This window comes from Luteibacter sp. 3190 (genome assembly GCF_031456385.1).
Taxonomy (GTDB): domain Bacteria; phylum Pseudomonadota; class Gammaproteobacteria; order Xanthomonadales; family Rhodanobacteraceae; genus Luteibacter.
The window spans coordinates 50,682-76,831 of record NZ_JAVDUO010000005.1 but is presented as its reverse complement, the minus strand read 5'-3'; the positions used below and the strand labels follow the sequence as shown (position 1 = coordinate 76,831).

At 60.4% G+C, this 26,150-nt stretch carries 22 protein-coding genes and 1 tRNA gene; 4 read left to right on the top strand and 19 right to left on the bottom strand.

Annotation, left to right across the window (positions count from 1 at the left end):
* Positions 1-81: 81 nt before the first annotated feature.
* Positions 82-972 (top strand): LysR family transcriptional regulator, encoded by an 891-nt coding sequence (locus tag J2X58_RS17605; RefSeq protein ID WP_310049947.1) that lies wholly within the window; start codon positions 82-84, stop codon positions 970-972.
* Between the two features lie 70 nt (positions 973-1,042).
* On the opposite strand, the gene J2X58_RS17600 is transcribed toward J2X58_RS17605, so the two are convergent.
* The 11 genes from J2X58_RS17600 to J2X58_RS17550 form a co-directional block, all read right to left on the bottom strand.
* Positions 1,043-1,927 carry an alpha/beta hydrolase gene (locus tag J2X58_RS17600; protein WP_310049945.1) on the bottom strand — a complete coding sequence of 295 codons (885 nt, stop codon included), beginning with the start codon at positions 1,925-1,927 and terminating at the stop codon, positions 1,043-1,045.
* 118 nt (positions 1,928-2,045) lie between these two features.
* On the bottom strand, positions 2,046-2,678 hold the full coding sequence (locus J2X58_RS17595) for a hypothetical protein (protein WP_310049943.1): 633 nt from the start codon (positions 2,676-2,678) through the stop codon (positions 2,046-2,048).
* An 84-nt stretch (positions 2,679-2,762) separates the two neighbouring features.
* A complete protein-coding gene (locus J2X58_RS17590; RefSeq protein WP_310049941.1) occupies positions 2,763-3,119 on the bottom strand; it encodes an antibiotic biosynthesis monooxygenase family protein in 357 nt (118 codons plus the stop codon).
* The gene (locus J2X58_RS17585) at positions 3,116-3,985 is read right to left on the bottom strand and encodes a trypsin-like serine protease (RefSeq protein ID WP_310049939.1); all 870 of its coding nucleotides are present in this window, start codon (positions 3,983-3,985) and stop codon (positions 3,116-3,118) included. Before J2X58_RS17585 ends, J2X58_RS17590 begins: the two co-directional genes overlap by 4 nt.
* Before the next feature lie 74 nt (positions 3,986-4,059).
* Complete coding sequence (locus J2X58_RS17580; protein ID WP_310049935.1) at positions 4,060-4,488, bottom strand: hypothetical protein; 429 nt, start codon at positions 4,486-4,488, stop codon at positions 4,060-4,062.
* Between the two features lie 27 nt (positions 4,489-4,515).
* Positions 4,516-6,315, bottom strand: coding sequence for a type IV secretory system conjugative DNA transfer family protein (locus J2X58_RS17575; protein WP_310049932.1), 1,800 nt, complete (start codon positions 6,313-6,315; stop codon positions 4,516-4,518).
* A 139-nt stretch (positions 6,316-6,454) separates the two neighbouring features.
* Positions 6,455-8,623: a peptidoglycan-binding domain-containing protein gene (locus J2X58_RS17570; RefSeq protein WP_310049930.1), complete on the bottom strand. Its 2,169-nt coding sequence runs from the start codon at positions 8,621-8,623 to the stop codon at positions 6,455-6,457.
* A 48-nt stretch (positions 8,624-8,671) separates the two neighbouring features.
* Entirely contained in the window at positions 8,672-9,235 is a 564-nt protein-coding gene (locus J2X58_RS17565; RefSeq protein WP_310049927.1) for a hypothetical protein, read from the bottom strand.
* Between the two features lie 561 nt (positions 9,236-9,796).
* Positions 9,797-10,381 (bottom strand): hypothetical protein, encoded by a 585-nt coding sequence (locus J2X58_RS17560; protein WP_310049923.1) that lies wholly within the window; start codon positions 10,379-10,381, stop codon positions 9,797-9,799.
* Positions 10,382-10,527: 146 nt separating this feature from the next.
* Positions 10,528-11,184: a hypothetical protein gene (locus J2X58_RS17555; protein WP_310049922.1), complete on the bottom strand. Its 657-nt coding sequence runs from the start codon at positions 11,182-11,184 to the stop codon at positions 10,528-10,530.
* Positions 11,181-12,269 (bottom strand): lysozyme inhibitor LprI family protein, encoded by a 1,089-nt coding sequence (locus J2X58_RS17550; RefSeq protein ID WP_310049919.1) that lies wholly within the window; start codon positions 12,267-12,269, stop codon positions 11,181-11,183. The genes J2X58_RS17555 and J2X58_RS17550 overlap by 4 nt, the downstream gene beginning before the upstream one ends.
* Positions 12,270-12,503: 234 nt before the next feature.
* Here J2X58_RS17550 and J2X58_RS17545 point away from each other — a divergent pair, with 234 nt between their 5' ends.
* On the top strand, positions 12,504-13,235 hold the full coding sequence (locus tag J2X58_RS17545) for an HNH endonuclease (protein WP_310049916.1): 732 nt from the start codon (positions 12,504-12,506) through the stop codon (positions 13,233-13,235).
* Here the strand turns inward: J2X58_RS17545 and J2X58_RS17540 are convergent.
* Positions 13,216-13,482: a hypothetical protein gene (locus tag J2X58_RS17540; RefSeq protein WP_310049914.1), complete on the bottom strand. Its 267-nt coding sequence runs from the start codon at positions 13,480-13,482 to the stop codon at positions 13,216-13,218. The two genes, J2X58_RS17545 and J2X58_RS17540, sit on opposite strands and share 20 nt — an antisense overlap.
* A gap of 628 nt (positions 13,483-14,110) precedes the next feature.
* On the opposite strand from J2X58_RS17540, the gene J2X58_RS17535 reads away from it, so the two are divergent.
* Both J2X58_RS17535 and J2X58_RS17530 read left to right on the top strand, forming a co-directional pair.
* Positions 14,111-14,869 (top strand): hypothetical protein, encoded by a 759-nt coding sequence (locus J2X58_RS17535; RefSeq protein WP_310049911.1) that lies wholly within the window; start codon positions 14,111-14,113, stop codon positions 14,867-14,869.
* A gap of 606 nt (positions 14,870-15,475) precedes the next feature.
* Positions 15,476-17,218 (top strand): hypothetical protein, encoded by a 1,743-nt coding sequence (locus J2X58_RS17530; protein ID WP_310049908.1) that lies wholly within the window; start codon positions 15,476-15,478, stop codon positions 17,216-17,218.
* A 1,201-nt stretch (positions 17,219-18,419) separates the two neighbouring features.
* Here J2X58_RS17530 and J2X58_RS17525 read toward each other — a convergent pair.
* From J2X58_RS17525 to J2X58_RS17495, 7 genes are all read right to left on the bottom strand, one after another.
* Positions 18,420-18,494, bottom strand: a tRNA-Val gene (locus J2X58_RS17525).
* A gap of 123 nt (positions 18,495-18,617) precedes the next feature.
* The gene (locus J2X58_RS17520) at positions 18,618-19,586 is read right to left on the bottom strand and encodes an HNH endonuclease (protein WP_310049905.1); all 969 of its coding nucleotides are present in this window, start codon (positions 19,584-19,586) and stop codon (positions 18,618-18,620) included.
* A gap of 66 nt (positions 19,587-19,652) precedes the next feature.
* The gene (dcm, locus tag J2X58_RS17515) at positions 19,653-20,789 is read right to left on the bottom strand and encodes a DNA (cytosine-5-)-methyltransferase (RefSeq protein ID WP_310049902.1); all 1,137 of its coding nucleotides are present in this window, start codon (positions 20,787-20,789) and stop codon (positions 19,653-19,655) included.
* Positions 20,786-21,889 carry a DNA cytosine methyltransferase gene (locus J2X58_RS17510; RefSeq protein ID WP_310049899.1) on the bottom strand — a complete coding sequence of 368 codons (1,104 nt, stop codon included), beginning with the start codon at positions 21,887-21,889 and terminating at the stop codon, positions 20,786-20,788. The genes dcm and J2X58_RS17510 overlap by 4 nt, the downstream gene beginning before the upstream one ends.
* 129 nt (positions 21,890-22,018) lie before the next feature.
* Positions 22,019-22,804, bottom strand: coding sequence for an NrdJb (locus J2X58_RS17505; RefSeq protein WP_310049897.1), 786 nt, complete (start codon positions 22,802-22,804; stop codon positions 22,019-22,021).
* 56 nt (positions 22,805-22,860) lie between these two features.
* Positions 22,861-23,787: a hypothetical protein gene (locus J2X58_RS17500; RefSeq protein ID WP_310049895.1), complete on the bottom strand. Its 927-nt coding sequence runs from the start codon at positions 23,785-23,787 to the stop codon at positions 22,861-22,863.
* Positions 23,788-23,808: 21 nt separating this feature from the next.
* Positions 23,809-25,956 carry an adenosylcobalamin-dependent ribonucleoside-diphosphate reductase gene (locus J2X58_RS17495; protein WP_090055382.1) on the bottom strand — a complete coding sequence of 716 codons (2,148 nt, stop codon included), beginning with the start codon at positions 25,954-25,956 and terminating at the stop codon, positions 23,809-23,811.
* Positions 25,957-26,150 lie beyond the last annotated feature (194 nt).

Below are 26,150 nucleotides of genomic sequence, written 5' to 3'. Positions count from 1 at the left end.
CGAAACGATATCGGAAGCCTCCACGATGATAATCAGCCTGCTTCGCTTTACATCACGGACAAAAATTCCATAATCACGCGCATGGACAGCCTGGTCGCACTGAAGAGCTTCGTTTGCGCCGCCAAGACGGAGAGCTTCGTCGCCGCCGGCAGGCAGCTGGGCATATCCGCGTCGGCCGTGGGCAAGAACATTGCAAACCTCGAAGAAGATCTCGGCGTTCGCTTGTTCCAGCGCAGCACCCGAAAGATCGCGCTCACCGAAGAGGGAGGACTCCTATACGAGCGTGCCCTCTCGATCCTCAGCGAAATCGCGGATGCAAGGGCGTTGCTACAACGATCGGCCGAAGAACCCAGTGGCCGGTTGAGGATCCGGCTGCCCCATGTCTTCTATCGGCTCCTGATGCCTGTCCTATCGGAATTCCGCCGTTCGTACCCGGCAGTCGAACTCGAACTGGACTTCGACGACGGCCTTTACACGTACGACCACGAGTTCGACGCGACGATCCAGGCGGGCGAGCTTGACGACTCGACGTTCAAATCGCGAAAGCTCGGCGAGTTCGCGATGCGGATTTGCGCCTCTCCTGCCTACCTCGATGCCCACGGTACGCCCGTCATCCCAAGGGACCTATCCGCCCACCAGGCGATCCAATTCCGGTATCGCGCGACGGGCAAGCTGAAGGCCTGGGTGCTGTCGAACGGAGTCGCGCCCGCGATGGCTACCGCGGTCGTGTGCAACAACATGGAGGCGGTGCGCGGAGCGGCGATCGAAGGGCTAGGAGTGGCCTACGTTCCCGATTTTCTGGTCGACGATGCCATTCGCGAAGGTCGTCTCGTGCCTCTGCTCGAAGACCGGCGCGCCACCCCCATTCCGGTCACCGTGTTGTGGCCGACAAGTCGTTTCGAGACTCCTCGGCTCAGGGCGTTCATCAATTTCGCCCATGAGCGCCTGGCGCATTCCCGGCCTGGTCCATAGGTGACCGGCGGAACGCGGAAGTCGTTGAGCCTGTGCTCGACACGGATGCCGTGAACGTCGAGGCGGTTTATCAGGGCGATTGAGCCCGCACCGCCTTCACCCCCTGCAGAGTGTTCGCCACCACGAACGCGGGATCCTCATGCGGCAGCCCATGGCCGGCGGTCGCCGCGATGTTCTGGTGCGCGTTGCTCGATAGCGTGAGGAATTGCTTCTGCAGACGCTGCGTGGCGTCTTCGAGTTTGATCGACATCGGTTCCGAGAGGCCCGGCACCATGCGGAAGCGCGGGCTGTGCGTCGCGACGATGACGGGCTTCGCGCCGAGCGACTTCAGCTGCTTCGCCTGCGCGAGGCTTGGCGTGATGTCGAGGCCTTCCTCGTTCTTCGTCGGATCGGTCTGCACCGTGCTGATGAACGTGCGTGCCTCGGTCACCGCCTTTTCCTCGCCAGGTTTCGCGGGCCCGAGCGCAGACAGCCACGCGCTCGATTGATCCGGATGCGTCGACGAGACGAGGACGAGGCCAGCGGTGTCGTCCGGATACATGCTGGCGAACACCTGCGCGTGCAGCCCGCCGATGGAATGCCCGACCAGAAGATACGGGCCTGGCACGTGCGCCGCTTTCAGGGCGGCGTGCAGATCCTCCGCGGCATCCTTGCTGCTGCGCGGACGCGTCTTCGCCGGATCGCTGCCACCGACGCCGGCACGGTCGTACAGGCACACGCGCGTGACCGGCGCGACCTTGGCCGCGATGCCCAGCCAACCCGGATCTTCCGCCGGCGCGGTACCCAGCCCCGCATCCACCACCACGACCGGCGTGCCGCTGCCCTCGCACTTCAGCTTGATCGAGCGACCGCCAATGTCGAAACGGCCGTCGAGGGTGTCGTCGGCGTGGGCGCCTCCGGACCATGCGCCGAAGGACAGCGCAGCGAGGATGGCAACGGATGCGAGTCTGTTCATTGCGACCTCCGGGAGTGAAGGTTCGATATAGCACGGGGTTTCGCGGCCACCGACGGTGGCTGAAGACACTTGCCGGTGATTGGGGCAGAACGCTGCAGGACGCCCGGCTTCGGTTCGCCTACTTCTTGCAATCCAGCGCGGCATACGCCGTGGCGACGGTCGGATCGATGCCTCCACCGACCTGATTGCGCTTCATCTGGACGCGGCTGCACGCCATGTATCGGCCGATGCCGCGGAGGCTGTCGTCGATGCTGGTTTCGCGCCTTACATGAAATGTCTTCGCCAGTTCGCCATCGGAGGTTCCGGGAGCTCGGGGCGCCGCGTTCCACGTGGGTTGGCGAAGATCGGGATTCCCCGAGAAATGCGGCAGCGAATCGGCCTCCGCCTGACCGCCACCCGCAGGCCCGACGGAGTCAGCGTACGGCTCGGACGGTTGCCCGGGTGGTCGTCCTGAGGCAGGTTCTGGTGTTCTGGACGGGATGGATGACGGCGCCCGCAGCGTTCGCGAGGCAGTCGTCTGCGGTATGACGACCTTCGGAGCATGCCGGTCGATCGGCTGGCGCCGTTGCACTGAGGCGGAGACGAACCGGACGCGAAGGGCATCCATGGGCTGCTCCTGGGATGCGTACGGCATCTCGACATCCGGCCTCGCGCGCATGGCGTAGAGCCAGGCGATCAGCCCGACATGCGCGGCGATGATGATTCCCCAAAGGATGCCGCGTCCAACGGATGCCTGGTACCTCGGCTGCATCGTCCCGCCCCGGTTCGTCCTGACTTACCTCGACACGGAATCGTGCCGATAGTTCAGGTGGGCGGAGCCACGAGCTCCTCGAGCTTATGCCCGAATGAGGTGATCGACCACAGGCTCGAGCAGGATCTCGGGGAAGGATTCAGCGATGGCATCCTTCATCACGGCCTGTGCCGCTTCGTCCACAGGACCGAGCGAGAAGGCATCGGCCCGCGCTGCTTCCGTCGGCCACTGGGCGTAGCTGTACCAGATGCCGTCCCGCCCGCGATGGAGACGTGCGCCGAGCGAACCGCGCTCGGATTTCAACAGGCCGGTGATCCTCGACCATGCGGCCACGAAGGCCGCTTCACGGTCGGCGTGGATGCGCCACCGGTAGATCACCGCGAACCCGGGTGCAGGGGTCGGCGGTGTCGGCGAATCGTTCGGGTCGGAAGGCGTGATCACTTTGGCGTCTCCTCATGTGCTTCCTCGGGCGAAGCCATCACGCTATCGATCCACGGGGCGTAGCGCGAGACGCGAACGGCATACACCACCACACCGTAGAGGCCTCCGACGAACGGGCGATCCGGGGTCAAGCCCTTCCAGAACGGGTGATCCTTCGGGTAGCGACTCCACGAACCGAGGCCGACGAGCTGCGCCGACGCGGCCGTGCCGACGACCAGAGGGCCACCACTGTCGCCGCCACCCGTGATGCCTTCGAGCGGCAGGCCGGCCGGCGGTGCGTCGAAGCGGTACCAGACATAGCGCGCGTCCGCACCCTCGATCACATTGAAGGCATGACGAAGGACAGTGCGATGCGCGCTCGCGGGATCCTGGCCATGATCGCCATGGCCCGTGGCGCCCTTCCCGAAGAGCTCCGCCGTCTTCCCGGCTTCCTCGTCCCCGCGATAGAGGGGCATGGGCGTGACACCGCTGACGGGCGACGCCAGCTCGATCAGCGCGATGTCGTCCGACGAGCCAAGAGAGGCATACAGCCTGGCGAAGTCGCCCGACGCCAGGACCTCCTTGATGAGCGCTTCCGGCACCTTTCGATAGCCTGGGTGGACGACCACCCGAGACACCCGACGCGCGACTCCGCCGATCGACACGTCGGTTTCCATGCCATCCATCATCATGGGCGCGGCATGCGCGGCGGTCAGCACCCACCGGGGGGCGATGAGCACGCCGTGCCCCTCACCCGGCAGGTCCGCCAGCGCAGGCACCACTCCCGGGTCGACCCGATACCGCGCATCGTCCACATCGGCCCGGGTGATGACGGCCCCGGCCGCACTGGACATCGCCCACAGGCAGAACACGAGACTCCATTTCATCGATTCATCCTCATGGTGATCCAGGCCCTTAGATGGCGGCGCCCCCTCTTACGGAACCTATTGTCGTTGAAGAATCAGCGGAACCTCCAATCCATGATCGCCAGATCGTGCGGTGGTGGCTTGTCGACATCGCCGATATCGCCATATAGCTCCACGTAAAGCCTGGTCCCTTCCTTGGTGTACGCAAGAATCGTATGTCCGCTCCCGGTACTTACCGCAATCTCCGGCACCATCGTACAGACGCGGCATTGACGTTCCTCTGGATCGTCACGACACCTCCCCTCGTAGTCACCGCCGACGACTTCCTCAAGACAATCCGGATTCTCTTCCGGTATCCATCCATCGGCGAGCAGCATTCGTCGAAACTCCATAACTGTCTCTGCTTTTCGATACTGGGGTCCAAGCTTTGGTGACTTCTCTCTCGGATCAGCCCAGGCGTTCCCAGCGACCGAAGAACACGTCACCGCCAGAGCAACAGCAAACATCGCAACCTGCCTCTTCATGCACCACTCCTACTCGATCGCTCGGTATCAGGCTGCCTTCGCCGCCCGAGAAAGGGCCGCCTTGGCAGCGTCCGTCGGCATCCCCAGTGGCGCAGGCATAGCGATGATCGCCGCACTCCTCTGAGCCGCACTCACCTCGACAGGGGGAATCGCCGCCCGCTCCTTGAACATCTTGTCCTTGAAGAACCAGTTCTTCTTCGCGCGGATGGGGCGGCAGCCTTCGTAGAACACCAGTTCGTCGTCGGACGGCATCTCCTTTACCTCCTGCGGCAGCATCAGCGCGCGGCGTTCTTCGACGTAGCTCGTCGATACCTGCTGCCCGCCACCGCCGCGGCTGGTGCTCTGCTGACGCTTGCGCACTGTCTTGTAGCCGAGCATCTCGCTGTACTCGTTCGCATCCGCTTGTTCGCGGGGTGCGAACGCGATCTGGGCGCCGTGGTTCGTGATGAAGTTCTGGGCGTCGTTCTCGCCGTAGGCCGATTTCAGCTGAGCACGGCTCTGGATGATGCAGAGGTCGCGCACGCCGTAGCTTGCCGAGATCGAGATGCGTTTGGCCCAGACGTCCACGCGCCCCATCGCCGTGAACTCGTCCATCAGCATCAGCAGCTGGTACTTCAGGTCGGGCTCCTCGCCCAGCTGCTTGTCGAGGTTCTTGCCGATCACCGTGCTGAAGAAGATGTTCAGCAGCTTCGCGCTCTCGTCGAGCTTGTTGGTCGGGATGATGACGTAGAGGGTGCTGAGGATCTTGCGGAAGTCCTCCACCTTGAAGTCGGTGGCGTTGGTGGCCGCGGCGAGGATCGGGCTGAGGAACTGCTGCAATGGCGCCTGCATGCTCGCGATGACCGACGAGAACGTCTCATCGGGCAGACCGATCAGGTTGCGGAAGACCGTTTTGGTCTGCGAGCTGACGAACGCGTACGAGCGATCCTTGACGATCGTGGTCAGGAGTTGCTTCGTCTCCATCTCGTCGGTGCCGCTCGAAAGGCGAAGCACCCGCTCGAAACTCGGGAACTGGTCGCAGACGTTGGGATCGGGCATGAGCTCGTCGGCAGCGTTGCTCTTGGTGAGCCATCGAATCTTCTCATCCCAGCGCTCGAACATGAACGAGGTGAACGCGGTGAAGGCCGCTCGGCTCTGCGAGATCCAGAACGGATCGCCGCCCGGCTGATCCGGGTAGAGAATCGCGGCGATCGTCTGAATCTCACCGATGCGCTTGCCCGGGTCCATGCCGACGAACGTCGTCATCGGATTGAAGCGGTGCGTCTTGCCGGCATCGTCGTAGGGCGCCCAGACCCAGATCTTCTGACCCTGCGCCGCACGCCACCCGCTGGTCGAGGCGTGGAGTTCGCCCTTGATGTCGAGGACGATCATCGACATCAGGTAGGACAGGAGCACGGGGATCGCGATCGAGGTCGTCTTGCCCGAGCGCGTCGGGCTGATCGTGATGACGTGCTGCGCGCCGCTGAGCCAGAGGTAGTAGCCCTTGTACTTACCGATGAGAACCGCGTCCGGACTCGGCTTGAGCAGACCGGCCTTCTTGAGATCGGCCAGGTCGGCGAACCGCGCATTGCCGTGCGTCGGTTCAGGACGCGCCTGCAGCAGCTTGAAGCTGATACCAAGCCAGACAACGATGGGCAACGCGAACCCGATCACTCCGCTGAGCTTCATCTTCAGGACGAACGGCGCGAACTCGGGCACATCGACGGCGCGGATGTAGGTCCAGTAGGTCAGGAAGCCCGGATCGATGTTCCAGTTCGTGAGCCAGTAAAGCACGTAGCCGGAAGCGTACTCGCCGGCCACGAGCGCAGCCGCCAACAGAACAAGCATGGCGGCCATTCGTTTCTTATCAAACATCGTTGCTTTCCTTCGCAAAAAGTCTCGTCCCGGCCGGAATCCACCCGGCCGGGACACCTGAGCGTGGTCGACCGTCAGCGGACGAGGCGCAGATCAGCCAAGCGGCAGACCGTCAGAGGGACGGTCCGCTCCTGCTCATCTGCTGTTGCTGGGCCAGGTACTCGGCGCGGACCTGCGCCTGCTGTTGGTCGTACTGCGCGATCTGGGCGACGGCCTGCTCGGGCTCCGGCGGCGCCTTTTTCAGGTCGACGGTGACGGGCAAGGAGAGAGGGCCATTTCCCAGGAACCCCATCGTCAGGTTCCGCTCGTCCAGGTGACAGATGCTCAGGTTGTCGGCGGTGATGCGACTGGTGTGGCAGGCCGCGGTGAACTGCACGAGTCGGTCCTCCGAAGCGTAGGGAACTCGGCGACCCAGCTCCCTGTACAAGCCATGGTAGGCACTCTCTGGATTACGGGGATCGTTGAGATCCCGGCCGGGCTGGGTTTGCGCTTCGCGCTCCCCCGAGGAGGCAAGTGAGCGTACGTCATAGGAAGCCTGATGTTCCACATGTGGTTGCCGCACTTGGTCCCGCCACTCGATCGAGTGAGTTTCGTCGATCTTAGCTTGAGGAGCACCGCGCGCCGGACTCAAGCCGTACGACTCTCGCCCCGCATTTTCTGTGCCGAGATTGCCGGCTCCGCTCGCCCGCTCCATCGCGTGTTCGAAATACGGACGGCTTACAGCAGGCACCTGGATTGACTGAACACGCTCTGCAGCAGGATCTGACTCGGGTTGTGTCAACGATGGTTTAAGTAGCAACGGCAAAGGCGTAGGCCGCAGCGAATGATACGGCTCCAGCGCGTCAGCCTGCCGGTTGTAGCCCGGATATACCATGTCGGGCTGCCCTATCGAAGGCTGATCCTGACGCGCTAGCTCTCGAATCGAGGCCATCGTCGCTGCTCCGACAACGCCGTCCACGGCAAGACGGTGATCGCGCTGAAATGCTTGAACGGCCGCATTGGTCGTTGTGCCGAAATCACCATCCTGACGCAACGGGCGACCTCGTGCATCGGTATAACCGAGCCGGGCCAAATCTTGTTGGAGAGCCCGCACATCGTCTCCTTGCATACCTTTCCGGAGCGATCTATCAGCGTTCCGCTGGACAGAACGACTCGGCGTGTCAACGTGGAGGAGATGCTGAACTTGCCCATCCCGGTTGATCAACAGGTCGATCGATCGGTCCTCATTGCGGAGCCTAGATATCTCTTTCCTCGAAAACTCGAACCAAGATCCGTCCACGTGTGCCACTCCGCGCCCGTCACTGTTCCACAACACAAGGGCCGTCCCAGACGAATAAAAGCCCGAAGTGGCCGGCCGACCGTTCTCCGCAAGGGGACGCCCGTACTGATGGGAAAATCCTTGGTCGACCGATTCAAGAAAAGCCTTCGAGCGCTCCGGATCGAGAAAGAGATTCCGGACTGCGGAATGGTGAAGCCGAACCTCTGAATTACCCTTCTTAGCCATCTCAGAGGGGGCAATGAGAGGGTCGCTGATTACCGTCTCCCAGGCCACGCGCAGCGGATTGGTCAACCTTGATTCGCGCAGTCCGATGAGCAGCTCAGCCGCCTTAAGTGCCGTGTCGCGACCGGTTCGCATTGCATCAGAGAAATCTTCGGTGTGAGAGATCACATCTTCGAGTGAATTCAACGTTCGCGGATGCTTACCGCCGTCAGCCATGTAATCAAGCAACTCGTTTGTCTTGACTCTGTTTTGGTTGTACGCCTTCGCTACCACAACAGCCAATCTCACCCTGTCGTCGGATGATGCTTGTAGAAACGCAGGCGTGCTGGCAAGTCTGCGGAGCGGTCCTGCGACAAGGCCATTTACTTCGACGCGGTCACTTCGGTGGACCAAATCTCGCCCGTGTTCTGAATCAAGGAAGCGATCGACCTTCTCCTTAGTCGAAAGGTTCAGGGGCCGACCATTCTCTTTCTTGACCTGTCGACCCGTGCGCGCAAAGTCCACCTCTGCCTGAGCCCTCTCGTCGTCGGAGAGAACATCGGCAGGAGAATGGGCTAGGGCCCAGACCTGGTACGCATCGAAGATCTCTGCAACGTGCTCCCGTCCCGCTTGTCCGAGATCTTTCTGCAAGGTGCCATACGACAACCCACTGTTCTCTATCGGACTCATGCGTCCGCTGCTGTCGAACTTTCCTGCGAACGACAGCTTGTACGCCCTGTCCTTGCCAGCGTAACTTCCCTCGGAGCTCACACCCACCGCAAAGTAGGCAATGGCGCTCATCTCGTTTGTGCTTAGTGCACGACGTCCATCTTTCATTCCTAGTCCTTTTTATTCGCCGTTGTTCCTCAATGCCAGTTGCTTGGCTAGATAAGCATCTGTTACATCAATACGATTGTTCTCAGCGGTCTCGATGACCTCGCGTATTCGTTCTTCATCTACGACATGCAGATTGGGCGCAGACCCAACAGGAGCAAAGTCGCGCTGGTCAACTCTGAAAGCAAAGCGCCCACCGATGAATAGAAGCGTTCCGTCGCCCATGTCGACCGCAGAGCCGATACGAGATGACCAGCCGTCTCCATCGGGATATATCGGGGCCTTCTTCCAGACTGATGCACGTGGAGAGACGCTCTCGACGCGCTCTGAGAAGTCCACATCGCGCGCGCACCCATCGCAATCGAAGATCGCAAAATCCGTGTTTATCTGGATCTTGCCTACATAGTCTTCGGCCTCGCCGCGCGAGACGGATAGGCCGAGATCGAGCACCTGCGTGTGCTGAGCCCCTTCCGGATCGATAAAAGAAGTTCTGCCGTCTACCTTCAATAACTTAACGGGACGTACGACCTGGCCGGTGAAGAAATTCATCGCCCGGGCCTCTCCGGATTCGGGGGTCATGAGAATCCAGGCCGTCCAATGCCCCTGACGCTCCTCCACGACGAGCTGCGCCGAGGCCTCTTGGCCAGGCGATTGGATCTCTCGCTCGGCGGCCGTCGACGCGGGCCACACGGGGACGCGCGTCCCGCTTTCAACCCCGTGACCATTTTCCACGTGCTGTGCGGCGGACGCGTCCCCGGCTGGTACGGCGTAAGCTCCGCACCCGACAGCGGCTGCAGACACCAGGAAGGCAGCGACTACCAACCGTTTCAGTTCCATCTGTTGCACCCTCTTTACTTCGATAGACCGGCTACTTGTTTGCCCCACAGCTACGTCGTGATACCTACCGGAACCGCCTCGATGCGATTGCTGTTCTCGCGGCAGCGAACAGGCCGCTTCTGACTCACTGATCGACGCGCTTAGCAATTTCGAATGACACTAAAACGCATATCTCGGTTGCGGTACATAGGACTATTCTGAAAATTTCCACCAACTGCTCTGCTCCCGCTCGCACGTCATCGGCGGACGCACCTGCGCCGTGCCTTCCCCGAGCTTCACGAGCGGAGAAATCGCCTCAGATGACTACGGATCGACCGTTGTTGAGAACGTTTCTATCTCATCGGAATCCACATTCCGGTATCGTCCGGATACACGTATGGAATTGCCTTCCACCTGGAAGACATCCTCGCTTCGATTCAACCAGCGCGAAGCTCCTCGTCCTACGCCGTCTATCTCGACCTTGCGAGCCGTGACCAGCCGCCCGGTGCGGGCATCAAGCTTGACGACGGACACGATCGTCTGGTTTGTCGCTTGATGCGAATCCGTGTCCACCTGCAGGAGGGCATAGACGTAGTCGCCATGCGCAACGCAGTGGGTGGCGCGACCTTGATAGAACTCGGCCGGGTACGGCAAGCGACGCATCCAATCCACGCGGTCATTGCTTGTACTCGTGACGTAGACGTAGGGGCTTTGGTAGAGCCCGTCCTCGTCCGCCAGTGCACCGACGAAACAAACCCGATTCCCGAACGTCGTCGACCGATACTTCGTGAGATGACTGAGGATAGACGGGACATCGCGACTTTCAACGGCGCGCCCCTGTTCGATATCGCGCTCGGAAGGGTGCGAGTTCGGCACATCTGGACTCGCGCTTACCGTGGTAGTTGCCATGCCGGTCACTGCCATCAATGTAGGCGCTATTTTTGCACTTAGTCTCATTGCTACAGCGCCCCACATTCTTCGTTGCGCCTGGTCGCCTAGTCGTATAGCGCGCTTCGCACATCGCCGTTCGAAGGTCCCGCAGCATCGCAATGTGCTTAGTCGATTACTCGTTCCGACTTCGACATAACTTGCTCAATAGCGTCCGGGTCGAAGTCCTCCATACGGATTAGTCCGAAGTCCTTGGGATAGGAGATCGCCTGTCTTTTATGTATAACCCCACCTCTTGGTCCATACGACGAGAAAACCGATGTGGCGGCCGACAGATGCCACGCTCCCGCTGCGCATCGGAACGAGTAGCTGGACATACCCTTGAAAGCCGTGTCTCTAGAATTTCTGAACGTTACTTCGTCCTCTCGGAGGTCCAGGCTGTCGTCCAGAACACGGGTTCCGACATCCGGGCTGAGGAGGTTTCCTCGACACGCGATCGCACGGCTCGAACGACCGGCTACCCGTACCGTTCCGCCTTCGTTCCGCAGAATAATCAGGTCACACGTGTAATCCGCATCCCATGGATCGATATCCGCAGGTTGATTCGGGCGCAGAGTGCGGACGGCCATGGCCATGGTCTTCGCATCGCCTTTCGCCTCGACCTCCGCATAGGCAATCACGACACCTCCCCGCGGAATGAACGGACCTGCTTCGTCGGGAACCATTCTCCTCCCCGGTGTCGCCGTCTCAGCCCCTACGCTCACCTGCGTGGCGTAAACCGCCATCAACGCGAGCGCGATGATGGCCTTACGTGCAGCGGTCACCGAACCACCCCAGCTCGAGCAGCGGTCACCTGCAAGCTAGCAGCGTGCTCGAGTGTCATCGCTCGATACGCGGTTTGGAACATGTGGCACGAGGCGATGACGGCTCGCGACGTCACGCCGCCGAATTCGTTGGAGTTGCAGTAGGAGTCCCTGGCTTTGATCCATAGCCGCTCCTCGGCACGAAGTTTTTCCTTTTCGTTCTCACCGAGGCTCGCCATCCTCCTCTTGTAGCTGGCATTCAACCGTTCGTCCTGGAACAGGTACTCCACATTCGAACACTCGATGATCGCGAAGAAGTCGGCTTCCGCCCTATCCATGCATCGAGCGTACGAGGTGCGAATGCCGGCGGCTCGTTCGGAGGCCTCCGGCTTTATGTTCAGCAGACCCCGGTAATCGACTTTCGCTAATCGGGATGATCGCAGCGCATCGCGTAAGCCAGCCCGGGAGAAGTCCTCCATGAACGTGAGGCGGATATCCCGTTCCGATATGGACTGCGTCACCTCCATGTTGAACCCGTCCTCGTTGACCGAGTCCCAGGACGCTTCACTGGCTGAGAAACGCCAGCGACCACCTTCGAAGCGGAAAGAGTACGTGAACCACCCCGCCCGGACGGTGTTGCAGTAGTTCTTGAACCTAAGTTCGTTCCCGACAAGCGTGAGGTTGTCGTCGAGTTCCCGAAATCCTGCCTGAAGGTTCGTCCGGTTCCCCGAGCATTGGACCGCCTCAGTGGTTCGACCCGTCACGCGAATGCCGTTTCTGTCCTCGCGCAGCGCCACGAGCTCGCACGTGTATTCGACGGGCCCCTCTGTCGGCGCCGGAGTGGCCTCCGGAGGCGCATGCCGCGTGACGAACACGAGGTTGTTGACCCCTGCCTCGTCCGTGGGCGCCTCCTTGAACGCCAGAACGGCCCGCCCCTTCTCGACGAAAGGAAGGACCTTGGCAGGCAAGTCCGGTGCGGCAGCATCGCTCGCCCGCGCGGCGCAGGGCGCCACGAGAAGGGCTGCCAGGCTCAACGCCCACAGCCCCACACGCCCGACACGTCCGACTGGTCGATGCCAGCGACCGCGAACCTCGTCTACGTACATAGTCCCTCCTTGGGAAGCCCGCGCCTCGTTGCGCGGCGCCGCGAAAAGTAGCGGCACGGTACGTCAACCTTGAGGTGCGATATATGGAAATTTTCGGAAAAGAGAGGTCGGAATACCTCGTCGGCTCGAAGGCGTCATCTGTCGTCTCGAAAGGATATGGCCCACCGAAAAGCCCAAACCGTGGCCCGGAACCCCCGTCAGTGAGATACTTCTCATCAGTAGGGGGAAAACCAAATGGCAAAGACCGCCGGGCGAGGCAATCCGCCCTGGACGCGTGACGAGACGATCCTCGCACTCGATCTATTCTTCGACGCCGGCATGGTGGCATTGTCGGACTCCGACCCGCGCGTAATCCAGCTCTCGCAGACGCTCCGCGCACTGCCCGGCAATGAGTTGAGGGCAGAGAGTCCGAGCTTCCGCAACCCGGCGGGCGTATCGTTCAAGCTCTCGAACCTACAGAGCGTTGCGACCGGCAGAGGCTTTGCCAATTCGTCAGCGACCGACCTCGCGGTGTGGAAGCAGTTCGAAAGCCGGCGTCAGAAGGTCAAGGAGATCGCCACCCTCATCCTCAAGCATGTGGCCGAGGCCCCGCTCGAAACCGACGACCAGGACGACGAGGAGCTGGAGTTTCCTGAAGGCTCGGTGTTCACCGCGATGCACCGTCGCCGCGAGCGAAACCGGAAACTCAGAAAGAGCCTCATCAAGGAGCGACGCAAGCACGGAAGCCTGAGCTGCGATGCGTGCGGCAAGGTCAATCCGACCGATGACCCGAACCTCGACGACGCCATCTTCGATGCTCACCATCTCATACCCCTAGCCGAGCAAGGGGAGCGCAAGACGAGGCTCACCGACGTCGCCTTGCTCTGCGCAAACTGCCACCGGTTAATGCATCGCCTTATCGCCAAGTCTGGCAAATGGCTTTCGGCTGAAGACTTGAAGGGCGCGGTCAGTCCGGACAACGGCTAAGGCGCTGCTTCGGGATCCGCACCGCAGGGACGACAACAGGCTCCGCCTGGGCTCGCTCGCGCGTCTCAAGGCTGATACGGGCGTGAGCGGCGGCCGCACTCTGCACCCCCATGTGTGTGAGCGCCGCGACCGCCTCCAGAGAAAGCGCCATCTGCCGGCAGTCCACACTGTCCGACTCGTGCACGAACTCGGCCAGCATTTCCGTCAGCCCACGCGCGTACTGAAGCCACTCAGTGGCATCGTTCAACAGGTCGTGCGACGAAGCGTCCGGGTCGACCTGCCAGTTACAACGCCGAACCCTTGAACCATCATTTGCTAGAGACATCTCGAATCCTTGAGTAACAACGGCCGCCTGTCCTGACGCGGCACGCCCACACAGCGACGTGCCGCGGACCATAGGACTCGCGGTTTCACCGGCTGCCCGTGACCGGGCGCCGGACAGCTTGATTGACGACGTGGAGAGGCGTCAGCCCATGAAAACGGCACGCCAGAGGACGCGCCGGGTCACACGGCCGAGAAATACCTCAGAAGAAGCGCTGACGCCCGGTCGATCAACCGTGTCTGCGACGGATGCAGACAGCCCGGTAACCGGATGGGGTGTCGCCGGGGGGATTCGGCGGGCGAGCGTGTGCCGTATGATCGTGGGTAGCCACGGTTGACTCCTAGTCAGTTGGTTGTGGTTAGCGGGTCAGGGGCGTTGCAGCGCTCCTGGCTCGCGCTTTTACCTTTCGGTAGTCGCCAGGGCACGAAGACACGTCGACGCTGGCAACCCTGCGACCGTAGCAGATCATAAAAGACTTGTATGTAGGCACACTCGGTGCGTAGCCCGTAAGTCGCAGTTGAACGATCGACCAGACGTATGTTCGGGGAAACACATGGATTCATTCGTTTCGTTCGTCGAACTCCAGAGGCGCCTAGACGAAACGCGCGCCGGCCTTAATGATGACGCCCTGCTGTCTAGGCGGGGTCGGTGGCTCGCAGCCATAGTCGCCTGTTCATTCGCCGCAGGGGTCGTCGCGACTTACGCACTACCGCTTCATCTCTCTTGGATAAGCACGTCGTTCTTCGCGATCGAGCTCATCGCCGCGAGTGTCTTCTACCTCGGAATGTGGAGACGGAAGAAGGCCAGAGGTCGTAGAGAAGTCAGCGAGCTTGAGAAGTACGATTTGCTCGCGGTCGAAGACGCGAAGACGATCGATTGGATAGCATCTCACGGCAAGCCGGCCGTCGTCCGGTCGCTTGAAACCATTCGCGAGCGGTCGCTCGGCGCGAACATGAGTCGCGAAGTGTTTTTCGGCACAGCAAGCAAGATCGGATTTATCGCCATCCTCGGCCTGTTGATCACAAATCGCGATATTTTCAAGTTCGCTGGCCTGTCTACAGCAGAGGCTGTTGTGAGAGTTTCGGCCTTCATCGCTATGGTGGCCGCGTATGTGATGAGCTTCGTCGCGAGCGTTGATAGCGTCAGGCGCGATCGCTTTGTGCTCATGTTCGAGTTCGCGCAGGCAAGACTTCAGGACCCAGGACCCGCCTTGGCGGCCGAGCCAGCGGCCGTAATGGCCAGTGATTGCGCAGAATCTTCAACTCGCCTAGAGCCAGCACCAGTATCGTGCGGCGGCACAACTTCTGGCTAGCCGCGCCTCCCCGATGTTGCATCGTCGCCAAATTGGCCCGACCATGCTACTGAACTCGCTGACTAACCGTCATTGAATAGGATACACGTGGATGGGAAGGGACTTGGGTTGGGGAGCCCTCCAGGATCGTCTGACGACGACCAACAGGATGTGGATCAAGAAGCTCGCGCGGAACGACCGCACTAGGGCTTACTCCCCCGCGATGAAGGCCGCCGACGTCGCTCGGGGCCATGGCGTCAGCAAGCAGAACGGCAAGCGGGAGTCAGACCGCTCGCCGACGCCGTGATCATGTATGAAGCGGCCAAGGGTCACGACGAAATTTGCGGGAACCGGAATATATCTTATTACGACAGCCGGGGAAAAGTGGCCCATCGTGGCCCCGAACTTCGCTGCTATTGTCCAAAGTCCAAAGTGTTTGACAAAGCCAGTCCCGGAGACACGCTAACTGCGGCCAAAGACCAAGATCGAACAATGTTTCTGATGGTGTCCCCAGGTTAGAAAGGAATTGTATCAGCGCGCAGATCCGAGTCAGAAATCAAGTCTATGGATTCGGCAATGTTAGATGCGGCAGCATCTGCCGCCCAATAATCACAATGGAACTGTTTTATGGACGCACAAGTGAAACACACCTTAGCTCGCGACGGCGTAGAACAAGCCTATCGGGAGCATCAGGATTTACTTATATTCGCACTTACCGGCAGGACTGGCAGCGGGTGTACAACTGCCGCGGACCTGTTAACCCGGCGCTTCGACCCATCACTCGCGGAGCACTTCCGTCCAGAAGGCGCCGAAGGTCGAAAGCGGGACATAATCGTCAACTTCGCAAGACAGAAATGGATTCCTTTTTCGAAGATCACGGTCTCAGCGATTTTAGTTGCTTTGCTCGCGAAGCACTTTACGGCCTTGTCGTCGAAAACCCCAGGAACGCTCTCTGGACTCAATGACAGAGCGGCAGATCTTCTGCAGGCGTTCGCTGAGGGGCACGGAGAGTTTCTCGATTTGCTTGAGATGCCTGGCGCTGAGTTTGATGCCGCCGTCAGAACCAAACACGCCATGGCGGTCGCGGTGATCACCGGCCCGCTGCCTCAACTCCTTAAGGAATTCAAAGAAAGCGTCGGCGAAGCGTACGCTTCATTGATGCAGACCGTGGGCGACAACGTCCGCGCCTCTGGAAATGCGTTAAATAACACCGAAGATCCGACCAAGCTCTTTCAACTGCCACTTGCGATAGTTCGGATCATTGAAAGCATTCGTGAGAATGACAAGCTTGGCAAGAAGCAGACCCGGATTGTGCTAGATGCAATTCGCAATCCACTAGAATTGATCTATTTACGAGACCGCTATTCCACGTTGTACGCGATCGCAATAACGACCGATGAAGAGGATCGTCGCGACAGACTCCATTCAATTGGCTTGAATCAGTCAACGATCAAGTCACTTGACGACCGAGAGTATCCTGAGAAACATAAGCCGCTGTCTTCGTATCATAACCTCACAACGCAAGACATCCAAAGCTGCTTGCAGAAGGCTGATATATTTGTCGGGAATGCAGGTAAATATACTCGGAGCGCGGCCAAACGTCGGGCATCAAACGCTCAGCTCTTCGGGCAGCTTCTTCGCTATTATGCTCTAGCGCTGCAGCCGGGACTGGTGACCCCGACGCGCGATGAAAGATGTATGCAAATTGCGCTGGTCGCGAAGCTTAACAGTGGCTGCATTTCACGACAAGTTGGTGCGGCGGTAACTGATGAGAATTTCGTCGTGCGCTCCATAGGCTGGAACGATGTCCCTAGGGGACAGGTCTCTTGTGCGCTGCGGAATGTAGACGCCTTGGAGGTCGCGAGCGACGAGGAAGCATATAGCGAGTTTGAACGTACAAACGACACTCTACGTACCTATATCCTCGACGCGCACAAAGACCGTAAAGCCAAACTCTTGGACCAAGGCCTGCCCTGTCCGTACTGCTTCAAGGAGGCAGCCAATCGGTCCGTACTGGCGGATCAGCCCGGGAACCAAGTACACACACGTTCACTCCACGCTGAGGAAAATGCCTTCCTGCAACTTACCTCTAGCGGGTCTCCGAGCATCAAGGGCGGGCATCTCTACACTACGGCGAGCCCTTGTGAACTGTGCTCAAAGAAGGCCTATCAATTAGGCGTTGCCGACATCGTTTACATCGATCCTTACCCCGGCATCTCTGTCTCTCACATCATATTGGCTGGAACGGCTGTGACTCGACCGAAGCTCCGCTTGTTCAATGGCGCCGTCGGCAAGGCCTATCACCGACTCTATGAGGCAATGCTTCCGATCAAGGATGAGCTCAAGGCTCGACTCGAAGCAAACAACTGATGTTGAAATACGATAATGGAGGGCGGGAGCCGCCTTCCATTGCAGTAAGGCAAAAGTTTGAATTTTCCAAGCCTCTGACACCGAACGACTCGGCTCGACTCGGCGTCAGAGCAGCATCTCACTGATAAAAAGGGCGGCTCTTAGGCCGCCCGTTTCCTCAGAAATCGACAGCTAAGTTACCCGCACTTCGAATTCAAACAAGTCTGGCACCCATCCATCAGCACGAGCGCCTGCGTGTTGCACTTGGCGCAGACGGTGGCGCCGGGTGGGAAGAGTGAAGCGTTGGTGTGGGTTTCTGGGGCGGTGGTCTGGCCAGTGTTGCTAGGAGCTGTCGCGGCTAGGTCCGCTCCTACAGCGGCGGCGGTGGTTGGCTTGGCCGTGGCTTCTTCGTAGGCCGCGCGCTTTACCGCGACGAACTGGGGGTGGCCTCGCTCATTTCGGGGTCGTGGATGAGGCAGATCGACTTCATGTGCTGTTCGATCACGCCGCCGATCTTGGCGACGATGCTGGGCGTCCTCGAGCGGGCCTACATCGTTTTCCCGAAAAGAAATCGACCCCGCACCGCCGTACGTTCAGTCGCATCTCGACTTGAGCTCTCGAGTCTTTGCGATGGGCGGCGCTTGCGAGAAAACGGCCCATGGGGTGTAAGGTGAGATCTTTCTTCCCGCAGCAGCCAGCAAGCGGGTGACTCCTTGACATTGGGTCTGAACGCGTCGGCGTTTGCGGCATCGAGAGAGCGGCGGTCGCGGAGGACCTGAACCACAAGGCTATAGCTGCGGCAGGCGAATGGTCTGTAGTAGGCATGCGGCGAACCAAACGTCATGAGCCGTCAGACGGCGCGACGCCGGGCATGTGAGCAACTGCGACTTACATCCGAAAGCAGTGCGGCGACAACGCAGAGTCTACGTAGCTGGTTTATGAGCGTGCCGCAAAAACTTGGGAATCCCAATCGGAACCAGTGTCAGAACGGTTACATCAAGCCGGTCGCCAAACGGCTAGGCGTAGCATGTCGGGACGACCACTCGCTTCCAGCCTTCGTGCGCTAGAACGCAGATCAAAAAAATCGGGCCGTGAGTGCACTTAAGACCCATTTGAGAGCCCACCAAGCTGGCTGCAATCCGCAGCCCATGCCAAATAGGGTGCAAGAGCGAACCCAAAGTCCGACCGTTACTGAAGCCGGGATCAAGGCAATGCGGGAGTGTGGTGGGCGGTACAAGGATCGAACTTGTGACCCCTACCATGTCAAGGTAGTGCTCTACCGCTGAGCTAACCGCCCGAAATCCAAGGTGAAATGTTACTCGACGACTGGCGGTACCGCAATGCCTTTGACGCTAAGACGCTCGGCGCAGCGTGTTGTCGTGTCGGTTTCCAGCACCGCGACTTTGCCGATCGCCCAGCGTTACGCCAACCGCCAGCCCCTCAGTTCGTTAGCCAGAGATACGATCTCTGGTTTGGGCCGATGATCAGTGCGCGAGGGCAGCACGATTGTCTCTCTCAACGCGCGACGAAATCCGTCTTCCCCAAGCGCACGTTCCCGCATCCGGAGTCGATCCATTCTTCGCTCGTCAATAACCAATCTGTAGGAGGTGTCGAAGGTGATGAGTGATCGATCGTAAGACCGGTGATGCAACGCACAAAGCGCAATTCCATTCGAGACCTCATCGCTGCTGGCATCGTGGTTAACCGGAACAATGTGCGCAGCATCCAGAAGTTCAAGTTGGACGCCACAGAATGCACAGGCATGACCATAGGCGGCCAGCACTCGGTCGCGAAAGCCAGCATCGCGAAGGAGCCTTGCCGTTTGGACGAGCACCCTGCTCCGAGGAGCCGATATTGATGGCGATAAGGCTGGTGCTAAGTTTTCCGGATTGTCCGAAATATGTTCGAGTGCGCGAAAGTCCTCAACACCATCGCCAAAGTCGTGAAGTTCTTTTAACTGGCTAACGTAGGCAGCGAGGAGATCCCACCGAACTGCAACTGTGATTTCACCGTTCCCGCGCGTGTACGGCGCAAACCCATTTCGTGCAGCCGCCTCAAGCGCGTTGCGCCCAATTTGTATGGAGGGCGACGCTCCGAGCCGAACCGAGTGAAAGCGAAAATCGAATGCAGCGAACACTTCTAACTCCTCGAACCACCCGAGGATCAGTACTTCACCACCCGGCGGCGCTTCGAATCGATCGATGCCGGTTACTTGGATGCGGTATTCATTTGCGGCTCGTGCAGCTCCACCTCCGTGAGTCACATTCCACACGTATACGCGCAGTAGTCGTGGCGCTTTATTATGCTCTTGGACAATCAGTTCTGCAGGATGCTCGCCGCGACCAGTGGTGCGATTGACAAGCAATCCACCGGTGAGCAGCGAATCCACTACGCGAACCAAGAGTTGCTCTTTTCGCAGTCTTGACACAGCCCCCCCCCCTCATCACTCCCTCGTTTATCGCGCTTCGCGCACCTTCTTCCGCGTGGCAGCCACCGCTTCGGCGCCCCGTGGCAAGAACTGACTGACGCCCATCAGCTTCTCGTAGATCGACCGGCAGAAATGTTCCGCAAGCAAAGGGGGGACCGCGTTGCCCACCTGGCGCCACTGTTGCTCTACATTCCCTGCGAGCACAAAGTTATCCGGAAAGGTTTGGAGCCTTTTGATCTCTGTAATTCTGAGTATCCGGCTTCTCCAATGGAACGGGCCCATGTTGTTCGACCGCCGCGCCTGAATCGTCCAGGAAGGAAGAGATGGGCTCAACTTTAGGAGAAAAGACCAATATCTAGACCGCCACTTAAATCTGGGCTCAGGATGGCCCCGCTCCGCGGTGAAGTGAAGGTAATTCTCACCAGGAGGGATAAGACGCAAGAGATCATTGAACTGGCCCCCTGCGAAATGCCCGTCGTCATCACGCGCTAACTCGTCGGTGTCAAGATCCGACAGAGCTTCACCCGCCGTTCGCCATGGCGGCAGGTTTTCGTCGGTACCCATCTTCGCAAATTTTTTGGAAGCAACCTGTACCGGACCATTCAACGAACCGACGACTAAGCACCGCTCACGGATTTGTGGCACGCCATAGTCGGCCGCATTAACGATGTGGACCTCAGTCGCGTAGCCAAGGTCGGCAGCGGTTTGAAGAATATGGTCAAGTGCTTGCCGGTGCACCCCATACGATAGCCCTTTCACGTTCTCCAATAGAAATGCCTTCGGCCGAATCTCGCGAAGCATCCGGAGATATCCGCCAACCGTTTCGGCTGCGACAGGGTCATCGAGAGCTCGAGGCTTTTCAGTCCTGTAAAAACGGCTCTTCGAGAAGGCGGGGCATGGGGGACCGCCAATGAGAAGATCAACCTGGGAAGCGTCAACTCCCGCAGCGTGCAAAAGATCTTGACTCTCTACATCACCAATTCGACGCGTTATGAACGGAACCGATGGGAAATTCTGCGCATACGTCTCGGCACAAGTCGACTCAATATCGGTTGCGACGATCACATCAAATCCTGCTGCATGAGCCCCGATGTCTAGACCGCCACAACCGCTGAAAAGACTAATGCACTTGAGCCGCCCGGCGACCTTTTCTGCCCCCGTCAAGAAAGTGTCTCCATGACACTTTCAACCATTACGCGAGCAAGCGGGACAGGAACTGCATTTCCCATCTGACGAACTCGTTCGCGGCGAGACCCCGCAACTTGATACGCAAAAGGGAACCCCTGAAGCGCCGCAAGTTCTGGAGTCCGGAGTCTGCGTGACTCCCAGTGGAAAGGGCCCGTCCATGGTCCAGGGCTTGCCGCCAGTGTCCATGACGGACGATCTTTCGCAAGCTTCAACAAAAAATTCCAGAAGCGAGTCTCTGTTTCGAAGGTTGGATTAGGATGTCCAGCCCAAGCTGTATGAGCCTTATAGTTACCTCCGGGAGGCACTTCCTCGAGATGACGAGCCCAACGACCAGTGACGACCTCCTCTGGCTCGAAAAAACGGCGCCCGCGATACTCATGGAGCACATCTCCAGCCGTAACCAGCGGAGATAGGCCCGACTCGCCGACTGCACTGTGGGTCGCAACAGGGACTGCCGGCGGGCGTCGTCGGGAACCAAGGAGCACAACGCGTGACCTCGCCTGCGCTACGCCGAAATCGGTTGCTGTAGCTAGGATTTCCGTCACGTGGTATTCGGAATCTCGCGCACGTTTAACTAAAGCGTCGTAGATGGGCCTGTTCCTCGGGTGCTTGATGCTCGGAACGTTCTCAAACACAAATCCGTCGGCATTCGACTCTTCAACGATTCGCCAATACTCCGCAACCAGGTCTCGCCGAGGATCGGCTTTCACCAACGTAGGGCGACTAGGTTTTTCCGCGCTCTTGCCAGCGGCACGTGCGCGCCGGTACGCCGCATCCTCGCCGCTCTGCGTCCAGTAGGCAGCCTTCGAAAAAGGCTGGCACGGCGGCCCACCGACCACGATGAGAGGCGTCTTCTTGCGCCCAATCGCTCTATGCCGCAGATCGTCTCCGGAGAATTCTGCGACGTCACCCTCAATTACTTCTCCGTGATATTCGTGGTTAAGCCGCAATGTCTGGCAAGCGAATGAATCAAGCTCGAGGCTAAGCGCGACGCGAGCTCCAGCCTGCGCCGCTCCGACACTGAGGCCTCCGGCTCCCGCGAAAAGGTCGATTACATTAATCTTTGATGCTTTCATAAAAATGCTTTTCTGGTTGCCGCTCGAAGCCAGGCCTCGAACGTCACTCTGCGACTCAACCGTCGCAAGGACTGCGACAAGCAGAGGACGGACGTGATCGTTTATGGCACAACTTGTGCGGCGCTCTGCTCACCCGCACTTCGAATACCCACAATTCAAGCAAGTCTGGCACCCATCCATCAGCACCAGGGCCTGCGTGTTGCACTTGGCGCAGAGGGTGGCGCCGGGCGGGAAGCCTGAGGCGTTGGTGTGGGTTTCTGGGGTGGCGGAGGCTTGGGCCGTGTCGCTAGGGGCGATCGCGGCCAGGTCCGCTCCTACAGCGGGGGCGGGGGTGGGCTTGGCCGTGGCTTTTTCGTAAGCGGCGCGCTTTTCCGCGATGAGCTGGCGGGTGGCCTCGCTCATTTCGGGGTCGTGGATGAGGCCGATCGACTTCATGTGCTGTTCGATCACGCCGCCGATCTCGGCGACGATGCTGGGCATGTAGATGCCGCCGGCCTTGAAGTAGCCGCCGCGCGGGTCGAACACCGCTTTGAGCTCTTCGACGATGAAGGTCACGTCGCCACCCTTGCGGAAGACGGCGGACAGGATTCGGGTAAGCGCCACGATCCACTGGAAGTGGTCCATGTTCTTCGAGTTGATGAAAAGCTCGAAGGGGCGGCGCTGTTCGTGCTGGGTGCCGGCGTTCAGGACGATGTCGTTGATGGTCACGTACAGCGCGTGCTCGAAGAGCGGCGACTTGATCTTGTACGTGTTGCCGACGAGGGTTTCCGGACGCTCGAGGCTCTCGTGCATCTGGATCACTTCGGCCACGGGCGCGGCTTCCTTCACCGGCACGGGCGCGGGGGCCGGGGCGGCCTTGTCCTCGGGCTTAACGACGTTGTAGCCCTTGATCTTCTTTTCGATCTTGATCGCCATGGTCTTCTCTCTTGGGTATCCGGCCCGGCGCGTACGCCGGGCCGGATGGGTGCTACTTACTTACGGCGGCCACGGACCGCGCTCTTGCGCGCCGACGTGCGACCGGTCTTGCTGGCAGTGGACCTCTTCGTCGCCTTGGCGACTTTCTTACCAACCGCCTTGCGGGCGGTCGTCTTGCCGGCGGCCTTGCGGACCGTCTTCTTTACCAGGGCGCGGCCAGCGCTCTTGCGAGCGACCTTGCCGGTGGCCTTCTTGGCGGCGCGAGCCGGGCTCTTGCGAGCGGCCGTCTTCGCCGCGCCCTTGCGGGCGACCTTCTTCGTGGCGACCTTGCGGCCGGCCGACTTCTTGACGGCCTTCTTGGCTGCCGTCTTCTTCGCCGGAGCCTTCTTCGCGGCGGCCTTCTTCACCGCCTTCTTGGCGGCGACCTTCTTGGCGGCGACCTTCTTGACGGCAGCCTTCTTCGGTGCCGCCTTCTTGGCAGCGGCCTTCTTCGGCGCAGCCTTCTTGGCGGCGGCCTTCTTGGTCGCCTTCTTCGCGGCGGCCTTCGTGGCCGGGGCCTTCTTCGCGGCAGCCTTCTTCACCGCCTTCTTCGCAGCGGCCTTCTTCGCCGGTGCGCGCTTCGCGGCCTTCTTCGCAGCCGGGGCTTCGGCGACGGCCGTGGTCTCGGTGGACTCGGCGGAGCCGGCGCTCTTGGCGGCGGCCTTCTTCACCGGGGCCTTGCGAGCCTTCGGGGTCTTCACCACCGGCTCGAAGATGTCTTCGGCCGCGCGGGTGTCGTCACCCGACGTGTCGCTGACGGGCGCCGGCGACGCGGCGTCGATCACCTTGCGGGCGACCGGCTTGCGCTTGACGACCTTCTTGGCGACGACCGGTGCCGGGGTTTCTTCAGCGGCGACTTCCGTCTCCGCTACCGGCGTGGTGTCGGTCTCGTTGGTGTCGACGTCGGGCAGCTCACCCTCGACGACCTGGTTTTCACTCGACATACGTATTCCCTCTCCGCGGGGTCAGAACTTGCCGTAATAGCCTTCCTTCAAGGCATCGAAGAGGTTCGCGGCGGTGTGCATTTCACCGTCGTACTCGACCTCGTCGTTACCCTTCAGTTCGACAACGCTACCGTCTTCCAATTCGAAGCGATAGAGGGTGTTCTCGAGATCCGTTTCCTTCACCAGCACGCCCTGGAACGCAGCGGGGTTGAAGCGGAACGTCGTGCAACCCTTCAGGCCCTGCTTGTACGCGTAGAAGTAGATGTCCTTGAAGTCTTCGTACGGGTAGTCGGTGGGTACGTTGGCGGTCTTGGAGATGGAGGAGTCGATCCACTTCTGCGAGGCAGCCTGGATGTCGACATGCTCCTTGGGGCTGATGTCGTCGGCGGCCACGAAGTACTCCGGCAGGCGGGTCTTCGGGTCGTCGGAGAACGGCATGGCGTCGCCGTTGATGAGGGCGCGGTAGGCCAGCAGCTCGTAGCTGTAGACCTCGACCTTTTCCTTCGACTTCTTGCCTTCGCGGATCACGTTTCGCGAGTAGTGGTGCGCGAAGCTGGGCTCGATGCCGTTGGAGGCGTTGTTGGCGAGGCTCAGGCTGATGGTACCGGTGGGCGCGATCGACGAGTGGTGCGTGAAGCGCGCGCCGGTCTCGGCGAGGGCGTCGACCAGGTGCGGAGCGACCTCGGCCACGCGCTGCATATAGCGCGAGTACTTGGCGTGCAGCACGCTGCCCTTGATGCTCTGGCCGACCTTCCAGCCGTCCTTCACCATCTCGGGGCGCTTGCGCAGCATGTCGCCGGTCACTTCGTACTCGCGGGCGAGCACGGGCGCCGGGCCCTTCTCCTTGGCGAGATCCAGCGCCACTTCCCAGCCGGCCACGGCCATCTCGCGGGAGACGTCTTCCGTGAAGGTCACGGCGTCGGCGGAGCCATAGCGCATCTTGAGCATGGTGAGGGTGGAACCCAGGCCGAGGAAGCCCATGCCGTGGCGGCGCTTGGACATGATCTCTTCGCGCTGCTGCGGCAGCGGCAGGCCGTTGATCTCCACCACGTTGTCGAGCATGCGGGTGAAGACGCGCACCACTTCGCGGTACTCGTCCCAGTCGAAACGGGCCTTCGGGCCGAACGGATCCCGCACGAAGGTGGTGAGGTTCACCGAGCCCAGTAGGCACGAGCCGTACGGCGGCAGCGGCTGCTCGCCGCAGGGGTTGGTGGCGCGGATGTGCTCGCACCACCAGTTGTTGTTCATCTCGTTGACGCGGTCGATGAGGATGAAGCCCGGCTCGGCGTAGTCGTACGTCGAGACCATGATCATGTCCCACAGGTGGCGGGCGCGGATGTGGCCGTAGATCTTGCAGGCCACCAGGCCGTCGTCACGGGTGACGTAGTTTTCCTTGGTGGGCCACTCGCGCCAGACGACCTTGGATGCGTCGTTCAGGTCGATCTCGCCCTGCTCCTTCACGTGCACCGGGAAGACGGTCGGCCAGTCCTGGTCGTTCTCCACGGCGTCCATGAAGCCGTCGGTGATGAGCAGCGAGAGGTTGAACTGGCGCAGGCGGCCATCCTCGCGCTTGGCGCGGATGAATTCCTTGGCGTCGGGGTGGCTCACGTCGAACGTGCCCATCTGCGCGCCGCGGCGGCCGCCGGCGGACGAGACGGTGAAGCACATCTTGTCGTAGATATCCATGAACGACAGCGGGCCCGAGGTGTGGGCGCCGGCGCCGGACACGTAGGCGCCGCGCGGGCGCAGCGTCGAGAATTCGTAGCCGATGCCGCAGCCGGCCTTCAGCGTGAGGCCCGCCTCGTGCACCTTCTCGAGGATGTCGTCCATCGAGTCGTGGATGGTGCCCGACACGGTGCAGTTGATCGTGGAGGTGGCGGGCTTGTGCTCCAGCGCGCCAGCGTTGGAGGTGATGCGGCCGGCGGGGATCGCACCGCGGCGCAGCGCCCAGAGGAAGCGTTCGTTCCAGTGGTCGCGCAGCTCGGCGGTGGCTTCGACATCGGAAAGGGCGCGGGCGACGCGCTGGTAGGTGCCGTCCACGGAAGCGTCGACGGGGTCGCCGGACTTCGCCTTCAGGCGGTACTTCTTGTCCCAGATGTCGTACGAGGCGGGCTGAAGCGGAATGGCGGCAGTCTCAAGCCCGATGGCTTGCGCACGTGCAGTGCTCATGTGTGTGTCGTCCTCGGTCTCGACCTTTGACAGGCCTTTTATTGGTTTGCGTCGGCGCAACCCGTCGACGGCCTCCCCCACGGATCCCGTCGACCATCCCTGATCATCCATCGCGGTGTCCGGAAAAGCCTTCACCGGCGATGGTTTGAAGCTTGTACCTGAGTATCCGCAGCACCAGCACTTGGTAAGTGGCG